Annotated in this window: 13 protein-coding genes; 1 reads left to right on the top strand and 12 read right to left on the bottom strand. The window is 48.7% G+C overall.

The features are described 5' to 3' along the window. Positions 1-35: 35 nt before the first annotated feature. The 12 genes from dinG to PP175_RS09425 form a co-directional block, all read right to left on the bottom strand. On the bottom strand, positions 36-2876 hold the full coding sequence (dinG, locus tag PP175_RS09480) for an ATP-dependent DNA helicase DinG (RefSeq protein ID WP_272442504.1): 2841 nt from the start codon (positions 2874-2876) through the stop codon (positions 36-38). Between the two features lie 100 nt (positions 2877-2976). Beyond that, on the bottom strand, positions 2977-4431 hold the full coding sequence (locus PP175_RS09475) for a tetratricopeptide repeat protein (RefSeq protein ID WP_272442503.1): 1455 nt from the start codon (positions 4429-4431) through the stop codon (positions 2977-2979). An 87-nt stretch (positions 4432-4518) separates the two neighbouring features. Beyond that, positions 4519-4902 (bottom strand): aspartate 1-decarboxylase, encoded by a 384-nt coding sequence (panD, locus tag PP175_RS09470; protein WP_272442502.1) that lies wholly within the window; start codon positions 4900-4902, stop codon positions 4519-4521. Beyond that, the gene (panC, locus tag PP175_RS09465) at positions 4887-5765 is read right to left on the bottom strand and encodes a pantoate--beta-alanine ligase (protein WP_272442501.1); all 879 of its coding nucleotides are present in this window, start codon (positions 5763-5765) and stop codon (positions 4887-4889) included. The genes panD and panC overlap by 16 nt, the downstream gene beginning before the upstream one ends. After that, positions 5762-6616 (bottom strand): 3-methyl-2-oxobutanoate hydroxymethyltransferase, encoded by an 855-nt coding sequence (gene panB / locus PP175_RS09460; protein WP_272442500.1) that lies wholly within the window; start codon positions 6614-6616, stop codon positions 5762-5764. Before panB ends, panC begins: the two co-directional genes overlap by 4 nt. Before the next feature lie 260 nt (positions 6617-6876). Then, complete coding sequence (locus PP175_RS09455; RefSeq protein WP_442870434.1) at positions 6877-7854, bottom strand: biotin--[acetyl-CoA-carboxylase] ligase; 978 nt, start codon at positions 7852-7854, stop codon at positions 6877-6879. Then, positions 7841-9106 carry a CCA tRNA nucleotidyltransferase gene (locus tag PP175_RS09450; RefSeq protein ID WP_272442498.1) on the bottom strand — a complete coding sequence of 422 codons (1266 nt, stop codon included), beginning with the start codon at positions 9104-9106 and terminating at the stop codon, positions 7841-7843. Before PP175_RS09450 ends, PP175_RS09455 begins: the two co-directional genes overlap by 14 nt. An 81-nt stretch (positions 9107-9187) precedes the next feature. Then, positions 9188-10309: an N-acetyl-alpha-D-glucosaminyl L-malate synthase BshA gene (gene bshA / locus PP175_RS09445; protein ID WP_272442497.1), complete on the bottom strand. Its 1122-nt coding sequence runs from the start codon at positions 10307-10309 to the stop codon at positions 9188-9190. Positions 10310-10313: 4 nt separating this feature from the next. Continuing rightward, a complete protein-coding gene (gene bshB1, locus PP175_RS09440; protein ID WP_272442496.1) occupies positions 10314-11042 on the bottom strand; it encodes a bacillithiol biosynthesis deacetylase BshB1 in 729 nt (242 codons plus the stop codon). After that, a complete protein-coding gene (locus PP175_RS09435) occupies positions 11023-11460 on the bottom strand; it encodes a methylglyoxal synthase (protein ID WP_272442495.1) in 438 nt (145 codons plus the stop codon). Before PP175_RS09435 ends, bshB1 begins: the two co-directional genes overlap by 20 nt. A 14-nt stretch (positions 11461-11474) precedes the next feature. Next, positions 11475-12275 carry a 4-hydroxy-tetrahydrodipicolinate reductase gene (gene dapB / locus PP175_RS09430; RefSeq protein WP_442870433.1) on the bottom strand — a complete coding sequence of 267 codons (801 nt, stop codon included), beginning with the start codon at positions 12273-12275 and terminating at the stop codon, positions 11475-11477. 56 nt (positions 12276-12331) lie between these two features. Then, a complete protein-coding gene (locus PP175_RS09425; RefSeq protein WP_272443229.1) occupies positions 12332-12643 on the bottom strand; it encodes a nucleotide pyrophosphohydrolase in 312 nt (103 codons plus the stop codon). Between the two features lie 248 nt (positions 12644-12891). Between PP175_RS09425 and PP175_RS09420 the strand changes: the two genes are divergently transcribed. After that, positions 12892-13065: a hypothetical protein gene (locus PP175_RS09420; RefSeq protein WP_272442494.1), complete on the top strand. Its 174-nt coding sequence runs from the start codon at positions 12892-12894 to the stop codon at positions 13063-13065. Positions 13066-13128 lie beyond the last annotated feature (63 nt).

The following is a 13128-nucleotide window of genomic DNA, read 5'->3' as shown; positions in this document are numbered from 1 at the left end:
GTGTATGCTTATACGTATGTGGGAGAAGGGTCAAATTATGCTAACCAGTCCTCAATGGCGGGCAGCAATTCTTCTGTTGATTTTTGCATAACCGTCGTTTCTGGCAGAGACGCAAGGAACACCTGTCCATAACGAGCCTCTACAATCCGGCGATCGTATACCAACACGATTCCCTTGTCCTCACGTGTGCGGACCAAACGCCCAAAACCTTGCTTAAACCGGATTACAGCCTGTGGCACAGACAGCTGCATAAATGGATTTTTATTTTGTTCCTTCAGCATTTGGTTGCGCGCTTCAGTTAACGGGTGGTTAGGCGGCACAAACGGAAGCCGGACAATGGCGAGTACCGATAAATCTTTACCGGGAATGTCCACACCTTCCCAGAAACTGCTCGTACCCAGTAGAACTGAAGCATCCAGGGAACGGAACTGTTTCGTCAGTTTGCTGCGGCTGCTGCTGTCGATGCCGTGCCCAAGTACGGTGATATTTTGATCCTTTAACTGATCTTTGAGCGGATCATACACGCTGCGAAGCATTGAATAAGAAGTGAAAAGGACAAGCATTCGGCCTTTTGACACCGTTGCAACGTCCGCTAAAGACTGGACAAGCGATGCGAGAAAATGCGACTCGCTTGCGTCTTTTATATTGGGAATCTCATTTGGGATACAGAGCAGGGTTTGCTTTCTGTAATCAAACGGAGACGGAAGGACAGACGTTACAATAGATTTCTCGGCTTCAGGTCCCGTAAGTCCAAGCCTTTCCAATGTGTAGGCGAAGGATGAATTTACACTCATAGTCGCTGAAGTCAGAACAACGCTTGTTTTTTTATCAAAAAACATATCGCGTACAAGGCTTGACACATTGATTGGTACCCGATTTAAATAGATGCCTTTTCGTGTACTTCTGATATCAAGTTCAACCCAGTGTACATATTCATCATCAATGGACAGCAGCATATCATGCAGCAGCCCGGAATAGGCAAGCGTATCCTTTATCAGGCCATTTAAATCGGTGACCAGGCCGCGGGTTGAAGGCGGAATATCCTCTTCTGCGGACAATTTGGAATGAATGGATTCCATATTTCTTCCAGCAGTGAGAAGCTGTTCGACAGCGTTTTTAACAGCCGAGACAATCGAGCGTCCCCACTTGTTCGAGAGGTCTCCTCCGTTGTAGCGCATAACCGTATGGCCGATCTCCTCGGCTTCGCGCGCCCGCTGGTTCGACCACTGATAAAGCAGCTGGTACATCTCGCGGACCGATTCTTTTGTTTCACGCAGCAGGCTGTAAGACTTCTCAACATCATTTTTAATTTTTTTATATTTGGTGGCATTCCAGGCAGAGACCGACTGCTCCAATTCTTCTAACAGGCCGGCGCCTTTATCTGGAGAAAGCCGCTGGAGCATGCCCTCCAGCTGATAAGATGAAACCTTATCCCCAAGGTGGCGGCTGGCCACATCTTCAAAGTGGTGCGCCTCATCGATAATGGCGTACTGGTACGCTGGGAGAATCCGGTGTTCCGCCCCCACATCAGTAAACAGCAGGGAATGGTTCGTTACGATGACCTCAGCCTGCTGAGCGCTGCGCCGGGCTGTATGGTAATAACAGCGTGAAAACCAGGGGCAGTGCCGGTTCAGGCAGGAGTTGGCGTCACTTTGTACCTGCTTCCAATAGCCCTGGGCTCCGGAGGGCATGTTTAGCTCTTCAACATCCCCGGTCATCGTTTCAGTCAGCCAGACAACCATTTGTGATTTGGCCAGCTGCACATCATAGTTGTCCTGCTCTTCTTCAAGCGAATGGGCAAACTTGCGCAGACATAGGTAGTTGTTGCGGCCTTTTAAAATCGAAACCCGCGGAAGATCCTCCGGAAAAAGCGCCTGCAGAATAGGCAAATCCCGGGTATACATCTGCTCTTGCAGCTGGATTGTTTGGGTGGAAACCACTACAGTCTCTTCCTGCTGCTTGGCCCAAAAAACGGCTGGTATCAGATAGGCGAGCGACTTGCCTGTGCCTGTACCCGCTTCAACCATCAAATGGCGGCCTTCCGAGAAAGATTCATATACTTGTTTCATCATTGAAATCTGTGAAGACCTCAGTTCAAATCCAGGCATATGCTGTTTAAGCAGCCCATCTTCACCGAATAGGCTATCCACATATTCATCAAAGGTTACATCCAGCGGGGCCGCCTGCCCGCGCTTCTCTGCTTCAGCCCGAATCTTAATCGCAATTTGGTTTACAACTTCCAGGCCATCTTCTTCATACGATCCCTCGCGGATTTTACGCTGTTCAATGTCAGTAAGCAGCTGTTCAATGTCCGACTGAAAACAACGGTTTAAGCGCTGTAGCTGCTGAATCGTAATGAGTGGCAGCTCATGAAGCCTGTGAAGAAGCTGTAGCAGTAAAAATGCAGTGGCTTCCGCATCGGAGTCGGCTTGATGGGGCCGGTCATGGCCGATGTCCAAACCTACCGATAAGTCTGAGAGCCTGTAACCTTCCTGGCTGGGCAGAAGCAGGCGGGCCAGTTCTACAGTGTCAAGAATAGAGCCGCCAAATTTATGGTAACCCGCCTCCTGAAGTGCATTCTGCAGGAAGGCAAGATCAAAGAATACATTATGTGCCACAAAAACAGAACCATCGAGCAGTCGCAAAAGTCCCGGAATCGCCTCTTCAATGTCGGGTGCGGTTGCAACCATTGCATCGGAGATACCGGTTAGCTTCTCTATAAAAGGGGGAATCGCCATCCCCGGGTTTACAAGCGTTGCGAAGCGGTCCACAATTTCACCATTTTCTAAGCGCACTGCGCCGATCTGGATGATTTTGTCGCCGTTCTTCGGTTTGTTGCCTGTGGTTTCAAAATCTACTACAGTATACGTGTTCAACTAATTCACCTCAAAAAGCCTCTTTCGCTTATTCGAAAGCAGGGTACTTCTATATTTTGAAGCACCACGTCTCGAAGTGCAAGAAAAAAAGCACCGGCTCTTATTGAACCGGCTGCTTGCCTTTCCATTTCGTATAAGCCTGTGTGTACTCTCCATCCAGGTAATGAAGAAAGCCAGCATACATCTCCGCCTCCCGAATTAATGAGTCGCTGCTTCTGAAATGTTCCCATGCTCTCTTTTTATTGCCGATTAACAAGGCCAGTTTTCCGCATTCGTAATGGCCAAGCGCCTGAATGGGAGGCAACGGGTTATTTAGAAGACGCTCAGCGGTTGCCTGTGCCTCTCGCATGCTATCAGCATCCCCTGGCTGGAGCTGCATAAGCGCTTCAATTTTTCCTGCGCAAGCCACAGCCTGTGTTAACGGGAGTGGATTGCCGGACTCCATACACCTGCACGCTACATGCGAAAAAATCCGGTAAGCTTCATTTGCATGCCCTGTTCTCAGCAGTATCCACGCATAGGAGCAGGCATATTCTGCGCTATCGGGAGCAAGAGACAGAGCCCGCTTAAGATGGAGAAGTGCTTCTTCAGATTTATTATGCTGCCAGAGTGACCAGCCAAGCGCATGCCATATCCAGGCTTCTTTACGTGCAGCGGGCAGCAGGTTTCGGTAGGCTTCAGCCGCCCTCTGAAAAAGGCCCAGTTGTTCATATCCCTGGGCAATTGCCCTTCTGTCGTTTACACTGCTTTTCTTATGTGTTAACTGTTCGGCTTTCTGGAGATGAAATAACGCCTTTCTGCGCTCACCATTGTGCAGCAGGGCACAAAACCGCAGAAGCTGGATTTCGAAATCGTTGTCTTCTTCTTTAAAGTTTTCCAAAACAGTAAGGCATTCGATCCATTCACGAGCATAAAAAAGGGTGAGCGCTTTATTAAAAATGGCATCCTGGAATTGCGGTTCATATTGTATCGCGCGGTCAAACCACACAATCCCTTGATCGCCTCTTTCTTCAAGAACCGAAATACAGCCGAGCGCATTGCAGGCAGCAGCCAGTATCAGCGGTTCCTCTGATGTTTCTGCAAGCATACGGAAATGCCGGTGGGCTCGTTCGAGATCATTCGAGATAAAAAAACTGAACGCCAGAAAAAGGCGGGCGATGGATAAGTCCGGCATTTGTTCGATTAACTGACCAAACGACCGGGCTGACTCCTCGTACATGGATAAATCAAAATAGCCCTGCCCCTTGCGAAACGCTGACGCCATAGGAAGTGTGACATAAACTTCACTGTCGTCTGCATGATACTCATGCTGTTCAGCTGTAATCGGTTGTAAAGCGCTAGGTGCATCTATCGTAAGATCCTGCTCAGCAACACGCTGGATATTGATCAGCTTTTCTTCAAATGTAAGCCATTCTTCAACAAAGGAATCGCTTAATTCCCGCAATTCCAATATCCGGGAGAAATACTTTTCTTTTTGTTCAGTTGTTAACCCGCTCCATTTTTCATTAATCCGGTCGATTTGACCGGAGAGTGTACTGAAATAATCAGAAAGCAAAAGAAAAGCCCCCTTTCTTGTTCCCTTAAATAAAGTGTGTCACAAGAAGGCAGGGCTTATCACGATGTGTATTCGGTAAAAATTATATTACATTACGGTAGCGTGAACCTCTTCGCCAATCAGTTGGGCGATTTTGTTTTTCTCATCCATAATGGCAACTTTTGGCTTGTAAGCATGCGCTTCTTCATTCGTCATCATCGCATAGGAGATAATAATAACCACATCTCCAGGCTGCACCAGCCTGGCTGCTGCTCCATTTAAACAGATGACCCCGCTGCCGCGCTCTCCTTCAATCACATACGTTTCCAGCCGGGCACCGTTATTGTTGTTTACAATTTGCACTTTTTCATTTGGCAGAATATCGACCGCATCGATAATATCCCGATCGATCGTAATGCTGCCCACATAATTAAGATTCGCTTCTGTTACCGTTGCGCGGTGGATTTTTGCTTTCATCATTGTGCGAAACATGCTGCTTCCTCCTTAACCGGTGACAAAACTGTATTGTCAATCAATCGTGTGTTCCCAAACCGAACAGCCAGTGCAATGAGTACTTCCTGGCCGCTGATTATAGCCGCTTCTGTAAGAGAAGGGTAATTGCGGATTTCAACATAATCAATATCTGCCAGCGGACTGTGCGAAATAACGGATACAATCAATTCCTTCAAGGCTTCAGCTGATTTTTCGCCGCCTGCATAAGCATCCTTCGCTTCGTTAATCGCTCTTGAGAGCACAAGTGCCTGGCGGCGCTGTTCTTCATTTAAATAAACATTGCGCGAGCTTAACGCGAGCCCATCCTTTTCCCTAACAATCGGGCAGGGAACAATGGTAACCGGCATATTTAAATCGTCAACCATTTGCATAATGATTGCCACCTGCTGCGCGTCCTTCATCCCGAAAAAGGCGTACGCAGGCTGGACGATGTTGAATAATTTGGTCACAACTGTCGCCACTCCATCGAAATGCCCTGGACGGGAAGCCCCGCATAAAGACTCCGTTACATCGCTTACCGTGACGGTTGTTTTGTTTACAGTCGGATACATTTCCGATACGGAAGGCGTAAACAGGTAATCCACCCCCCGGGCTGAAGCAAGCGCAGTATCCCTTTCCAGATCACGCGGATAGCTGGCTAAATCTTCATTAGGCCCAAACTGGATCGGGTTAACAAAAATGCTCATCACCACAATATCGCATGTTTGTTTCGCCCGATCGACCAGACTCATATGGCCCTCGTGCAGGAATCCCATCGTAGGTACCAGACCGATGGTTTTATTTTTATTTCGCTCACCGCATAGCGCTTCCCGTAGTTCCTTGATGGATTTAATCATCCTCATTGTTTTACACCTTCTCCGTATAATTGCTCGATGAGTTCCTCTTTCATTGTAAAGGTATGGACCTCCTGCGGAAATTGCCTGCTGCGGACCTCTGCGGCGTATCTGGATACCGCGTCCTTTACGTCCACACCAATATCCGCGTACTTCTTCACAAACTTCGGAACATGCCCACCGCTTCCGTATGTCAAGATGTCATGATAAACCAATACTTGTCCATCGCATTCCACTCCGGCTCCGATCCCGATCGTTGGAATGGCAAGCCGTTCGGTAATGAGCTGTGCAAGCTGGCGGGGAACACATTCCATAACGATCATAAACGCTCCGGCTTCTTCCAATGCGAGCGCATCGTCCAGCAGGCGCTGGGCAGCTTCGGGTGTTTTGCCCTGTACCTTGTATCCGCCAAGCTGGTGCACTGACTGCGGGGTTAGGCCGATATGGCCGACCACTGGAATTCCGGCCTGGGTACAGCGGCGGATAAGCGGTACGAGTTCTTGCCCGCCTTCCATCTTCACCGCTTTTGCACCGCCCTCCTGCACCAGGCGGCCTGCATTGCGGAGGCCTTCTTCTACCGTGCCGTGGTAAGTCATAAACGGCAAATCTGTTACAACAAATGCCTGTTTAACACCACGGTTAACTGCTTTCGTGTGGTGAATCATATCCTCCATGGTCACGGGGATTGTTGATTCATAACCCAAAACAACCATGCCCAATGAATCCCCCACCAGAATCATATCGACCCCGGCCTCATCCGCCAGCTTTGCAGAAGGGTAATCATAAGCGGTAAGCATGACAATGGGCTGCCTGTTTTTCTTCATTTCTTTTAAACTTGCCGTTGTGATTGGTTGGGACACGTAAGAAGCCTCCTTTTGTATACCGCATTGAGACCGTTTGGATGGATGCAGAGGTTCGTGAAGACGATCAAAAACGCCTTCTCCGATTGAGAAGGCGTGAAAAAACATGCCACATAGCATGATATCTTCTATTTCCTTCTGTCTCGGTCCTTCTAAACAGGCTCAGAGCAGATTCTGTATTGTTTTCGTTTTCTCTATTCATTGTGGTGCCATTCCCGAAGGATACAGCCCTTAGCTGGATTATACCAGAAAAATCGTATTTAGGCTTGAATTTCTACATCAGCGGAGTAAACTTTTTGAACCGTGCCGTCATTTTTACGGACCAGAAGCACCCCTGTATCGTCAATACCTTCCGCAAGGCCCTCAAGCTGGCCCTGCAGCGTGCGGATAATGACGCGTTTGCCTATCGTAATCGCGTTTGCTTCCCAACGCTTGCGCACTGGAGTAAACCCTTCATTGACATATAGCTGATACAATTCTTCCAGCTTTTGAAGCACGCCCTGTATAAAAGGAACACGTCGTACTTTTTCCCCTTTTTGTATGGCGATGGACGTTGCAATCTCGGAGACACCAGGGGGAAACTCGTGTTGTTCAGTATTAACATTAATTCCCATCCCGATGATCAGCCAGTTTACGTGGTCTGCTTCTGCATTTAATTCCGTGAGAATTCCGCAGACTTTTTTTCCGTGAATCAGTACATCATTGGGCCATTTAATCGCCGCATTAATACTGTAAAGTTCTTTGATCGTCTCCACAATCGCCACCGCGGCAAGCAGCGTAATCTGCGGGCACTGGTCGAGCTCAAGCTGCGGCCGAATCAGCAGGCTCATAGAAATATTCTTACCCGCAGGAGCATGCCAGACGCGGCCAAGCCGGCCTTTTCCCCCTGCCTGCTCATCAGCGATAACCAGCGTACCTTCTGGTGCACCGGCTTTGGCAAGTTCCTGGCACTTATTCTGGGTCGAATCAATTGTAGAATAATAATGAATATGCTGGCCAAAAACTGAAGCTTGAAGTCCAAGTTTGATTTCCTCGGCTGAGGTGATGTCGGGTGAGGACAGGAGGCGGTAACCGGATCTCCGCACGGCTTCAAATATGTAACCCTCTTGCCGCAGTTCTTCTATATGCTTCCAAATTGCCGTTCTGGAAACACCAAGCCTGCGGCTCATCTCCTCCCCTGAAATAAAGGATTCACCCGATTCTTTTAACAATGTAAGCAGCTGCTCACGTATATTCATTAGCAACCATCCTTGCATGCGTCAGCAACAATTCCCGAGAATTTGCCACGCGCTCTTTATTTACGTCAACGGCAAGCCTCAACAACGTCTGGCTAATCCAGCTTCCAGGCTTGCGCTGCAGGCATTCTTGCAAATCCCTGCCTGTCAAAGCCAACTCACCGAGATTTTTAATTTTCATCAAGCTGGAGAGTTGCTTTATCTTTTCTGCTAGCATGCTGTCTTTCGCGCTATAACAATCGTATAAAGATGCTGCAGACAGTAGAATTTCAGCAGGCCGAAGGAGCAGGGCTTTCATTAAATTCTCTTCTATTATTTCCTTTGTTACAGGGCTGAGTGCCAGCGCACGCCAATGAGTGATGAGCTCCAGTATGTTTCGGCACTCATCAATCAGCTTTTTTTCACTCCGCAGGATGCGCATAATGCCGGTGCATTCACTCGACATACCAGTGAGTAGAAACAAAGCACACCAGCGCAGCGCAAGGCTTGGCCAGTTCGACAGCCTGCGGCAATTTGGTACAGCCGTGAGTTTTGTGATGCGGGCCGCTGACTCAGCCTCTTGAAACACCCGCGATAATCCCGGCAGATAAGACGCAGCACCTGTTTGGACCAGCAGAATGAGCATCACGTCCGGCTGTGCGCCCATTAGCAGTTTATTCCACTCCGTGTAGATCCGCTCCACTGCCACATGCTGTATAAGACTGGCATGTGAAGCGATCGCGGTTAACGTGTCCTCTTCAATGGAAAACGAGAGCTGGCTTGCAAACCGAAGCGCGCGAAGCATGCGAAGCGCATCTTCTTGAAAGCGTGTAGCCGGGTCGCCTACAGCCCTGATGACGTTGGTGCGCAGATCGTTTAGCCCGCCAAATGGGTCGACAAGCTTTCCCCGGGCATCCATCGCCATGGCATTCATGGTAAAATCGCGTCTGGCCAAATCCTCTTCAATGGAAGATACGAATGTAACAGAATCCGGCCGCCGAAAATCTTCATACCCGCTTTCCGTTCTATAGGTTGTCACTTCAATGGGCACACCGCCGATGAGCACTGTCACTGTCCCATGTTTGATGCCTGTAGGGATAACCCGTTCAAACAAGGCCATAACTTCTTCCGGCTTAGCTGATGTGGCAACATCTAAATCATGGATCGGGCGGTTCAAGAAATGATCGCGTACATAGCCCCCGACAAAAAAAGCAGTGTGTCCGGCTCGTTCCAGTTGCTCTAAAAGGCAGCGGCCAGCTGATACAAGGTTTCTCATGAAGTTTCCCTCCATCCCCTTCCGTTACTGTCATATGTACTGCCAGTCCCTGTTTGGTTCAGGTGAAAAACACCCGGTACATCACCCTTCCAGCACCCGCCTGTACACCGCCTCATACTGTTCCGTTATAATTTCGTGAGAGAATACGCTGTTCGCCCTCTCCATTGAAGCATGAGACAATCGTTTGTATGTATCTTCGTTTTGGACGAGCTCGAGCGCCTTTTCTGCCATAGCATCAATATCGCCGATCGGCAGGGTGAAGCCAGTAACGCCATGTTCAATGACTTCCGGCAGCCCGCCTGCATTGCTGGCTATAACCGGTTTTCCGCACGCCATCGCCTCAAGCGCGACAAGCCCAAAGCTCTCCTGGCCCGAAGGAAGCAGCATAATATCCGCCATCGACAGCACACATGCAACGCTGTCTTGTTTGCCCAAAAAGATTAAATCATCCGCTATCCCCAGCTCGTATGCCATATCACGCGCTACAGGCAGTTCCGGCCCTTCCCCAATCAGCATCAGTTTAGCAGGTATTTGATCCCTTACCTTTTTAAAAACACGGACAACATCTGGTACCCGCTTGACCTGGCGGAAGTTTGAAATATGTATAAACACTTTCTCCCCGTTCGGCGCATATTCTTTGCGTACATCACACATGTCTTCGTGTGGATAGTAATGTCTTCTATCTATAAAATTATACACCCGATCAATCGGCCGCTTGACTTGAAGCACCTTCCTGGTTTCTTCAATTAGATTATTTGAAACTGCGGTTACCGCATCGCTTTGTTCAATCCCGAAGCGGATAATATCTTTTAAAGTATGGTCGTTTGCAAGTACCGTAATATCCGTCCCGTGCAGGGTTGTTACAACTTTCAAGTGATCGCCGACCATTTGTTTAGCCAGATAAGCCGATATGGCATGGGGTACCGCGTAGTGCACGTGAAGGAGATCAAGTTTCTCGGTTTCCGCTACCTGTGCCATGCGGCTGGCCAGCGTCAAATCATAGGGCGGGTATTGAAACACAGCATAGCTGCTTACATCCACCTCATGAAAATAAATGTTGCGGTAATACTTTCCCAAGCGGAATGGCATGCCTGAAGTAATAAAGTGGACAATATGTCCTTTCTCCGCCAGCAGTTTGCCCAGTTCGGTTGCAACCACTCCCGAACCACCCACTGAGGGGTAACACGTAATCCCAATTTTCATCCGTTTAGTCCTTTCCCGGCAACACCGAAAGCAGAAGAGGCGTCGAAGCGACAAAGCCTTCTGCATATGCCACACTGGCCGCCTGTCCAAATCCATATTCCCTGGCGCGGACTCTCTTGAGGTATCCTTCCGTTAAAGGGGTGGCTACGGAGCCATCGCTGATTTCAAACTGGGAGCGGTACGAGGCGAGAGCCGCCATTTTTGCTTCGATATCTTCACTGATATCCATCATAAATTGAGGTTCTATACTATCATTAATAAAGTAGTGAAAGAGCTGCCCAACCTGGTGTGCTGGCAAGGAATCTATCCCATCCGCTATTTCATATTTTCTTATCTTTGCATTGAAGACTGCCTCTTTGACAAGCGCCGCACACATCTCGTGGTCCGGGTGCCGATCCTTCCAGAATGGTGCGAAGACCGTGGCCGGCCGAAACGTACGGATGACTTGAACCAGTGGCCGAATGTGTTCATCGGACATGCGAAGGCCGCGGTCAGGAAGCCCGAGATTTACGCGTCTGTATATCCCCAACTGCCTGTCTGCTGCAGCGGCTTCCTGCTGCCGGCGCTCAACTGTCCCGTTTGACGATAGTTCAGCCAGTGTCAAATCGCAGATGACAACTTTTTTTCCCTGCCGCGCTAGCTGATGCAGCACGCCGCCCGCACCTATTTCAACATCATCCGGATGGGCGCCAAAAGCGAGTATGTCTACTTCCTCAAATAACTGTGGTGCCATTTGCCCCATTCTCTCCTTTATACTTATCTTTTGTTTCTCTCCAGCCGAAATTCCCCTGCTGGAGGGCACGGATAAGCATTTCAGCGGTGGCAATGTTGGTGGCAAGCGGAATGCTATGGACATCGCAGAGGCGAAGCAGCGCGGTAATATCAGGTTCATGCGGCTGGGCTGTTAACGGATCCCGCAGAAAAATAACCAGATCCATCTCATCCTGCGCGATTAAAGCGCCGATCTGTTGATCGCCGCCGAGCGGACCGGATAGCACTCTTGTGATAGTTAACCCGGCAGCGTCCATGATGCGTTTGCCAGTTGTTCCTGTTGCATAAACCGTATGTTCCTTGAGTATATCCTTGTAAGCAATCGCGAAATTTACCATTTCATTTTTTTTATTATCGTGGGCGATAAGGGCAATATTCATTGTCAACGACTCCTTTATACCATGATTTTTTCTAGGCCATATATAAGTGCCGTACGCTTCATCACTTCTTTCACGGCAAGGTTCACACCAGGCATGAAAGATTCACGATTTATGGAATCGTGGCGAATGGTCAGCGTCTGGCCAACTGCCCCGAAAATAACTTCCTGATGGGCAACCAGGCCCGGGAGACGGACACTGTGAATCCGAAAACCGCCGTAATAGGCGCCACGGGCGCCATCCAGCACTTCTTTCTCGTCCGGGTGTCCCTGTTTAAGTTCCTGTCGGGCTTCCCGAATCATTTCGGCCGTTTTAACCGCTGTTCCGGATGGTGCATCCAGTTTTCGATCGTGGTGCTGTTCGATAATTTCCACATGTGGCATGTACTTCGCTGCCTCCTGGGCAAACTTCATCATAAGTACAGCGCCAATGGCAAAATTCGGCGCGATGATCGCGCCAGTATTGTGGTTGCGGCACAATTCGTCGAGTTCTTTGATATCGTCAGGTGAAAGCCCTGTCGTGCCAACCACCGGACGCACACCGTGACGGATAGCGATCACCATGTTCTCTTTTACGATGTCCGGCGTGGTAAAATCCACCACAACATCTGGTTTATGTATAGCTAATGCTTGTCCAAAGTTTATGTCAATCGGAGCGCCCGCTGGCTGTAAACCAAGTACCTCCCCGATATCTTCACCTTCATGTTTATAATCAATCCCACAGACTAGCTGCAGTTCATCATCCTGTAAAATCATTTTTACGGCTTCCGAACCCATTCTGCCCCTTGGGCCTGCCACTGCTACTCGAATCTTACTCATAATCCCTCTCCTTTTCTCCTGGATAGCTTCCGGGAAAGGCAACCTTGTACATCTGCCTACTCTGTTTCCTCTTTTCGCGTCCAGCGATCTTTATCCCTTGTGTTGAATTTGTGCATCATCGCATGAAAAGCTTCCTCAAGGTTTACACCAAGTGAATTTGCAAAGCAGATAAGGATAAACATACAATCCGCCAGTTCCATATCGATAGTCTTTTCTTCTTCATCTTTCTTTTTTGGTTTTTCTCCATAGTAGTGGTTAATTTCCCTGGCCAGCTCCCCAACCTCTTCACTAAGGCGAGCCATCATAGCCAATGGAGAAAAATAACCTTCCTTAAACTGTCCGATGTAGCGGTCAACGATATCTTGCATTTCCTGGACAGTTAGCTGTTTTTGCTCACTCAAGCTGGCAATGCCTCCTTTGAAGAAACGAAATTGTTTTCTTACCTTATGTTACATCACAGGCAGAAGGTTGACAATTGACAAGGTCCATTTATCGTTCCCCTTTCTAGAAAGAAAAACAAACGTAACCGTTGTGAAGCGCTGCTTCCCGCTTAGACCTGGTATAAATGCCTTATGATATGAAATACTAATAAAAAATCAGATAAGGGGTGCACACAATGAACAGGTTATGGCCTATTATTGCCATCATTTTTATCGCCCATCTTGCTTTATATTACATGCTGGGCACACCGAACTGGATTGGTGTCGCCGCGATGGCAAGCGCATTCTGGGCCCTCGTTCTAATCGGAGTCCGCTACTTGTTACGCTTGCGCCGCAAAGAACGCACTTAACCAGGCTGCTCTGGCGCACATACAATGCATTAGGTATAATAGCAGTCGATACATAATTTTCTA

It is taken from the genome of Aneurinibacillus sp. Ricciae_BoGa-3 (genome assembly GCF_028421645.1).
GTDB lineage: Bacteria > Bacillota > Bacilli > Aneurinibacillales > Aneurinibacillaceae > Aneurinibacillus_B.
The sequence above is the reverse complement of the archived record's forward strand: the minus strand, read 5'-3'. Positions and strand labels throughout refer to the sequence as shown.

Bases quoted from the DNA above. Each gene is read 5' to 3' on its own strand.
- panD (WP_272442502.1), bottom strand. From the start codon at position 4,902: ATGTTTCGCACAATGATGAAAGCAAAAATCCACCGCGCAACGGTAACA.
- panC (WP_272442501.1), bottom strand. From the start codon at position 5,765: ATGAGGATGATTAAATCCATCAAGGAACTACGGGAAGCGCTATGCGGT.
- PP175_RS09455 (WP_442870434.1), bottom strand. From the start codon at position 7,854: ATGAATATACGTGAGCAGCTGCTTACATTGTTAAAAGAATCGGGTGAA.
- PP175_RS09450 (WP_272442498.1), bottom strand. From the start codon at position 9,106: ATGAGAAACCTTGTATCAGCTGGCCGCTGCCTTTTAGAGCAACTGGAA.
- bshA (WP_272442497.1), bottom strand. From the start codon at position 10,309: ATGAAAATTGGGATTACGTGTTACCCCTCAGTGGGTGGTTCGGGAGTG.
- bshB1 (WP_272442496.1), bottom strand. From the start codon at position 11,042: ATGGCACCACAGTTATTTGAGGAAGTAGACATACTCGCTTTTGGCGCC.
- PP175_RS09435 (WP_272442495.1), bottom strand. From the start codon at position 11,460: ATGAATATTGCCCTTATCGCCCACGATAATAAAAAAAATGAAATGGTA.
- dapB (WP_442870433.1), bottom strand. From the start codon at position 12,275: ATGAGTAAGATTCGAGTAGCAGTGGCAGGCCCAAGGGGCAGAATGGGT.
- PP175_RS09425 (WP_272443229.1), bottom strand. From the start codon at position 12,643: ATGCAAGATATCGTTGACCGCTACATCGGACAGTTTAAGGAAGGTTAT.
- PP175_RS09420 (WP_272442494.1), top strand. From the start codon at position 12,892: ATGAACAGGTTATGGCCTATTATTGCCATCATTTTTATCGCCCATCTT.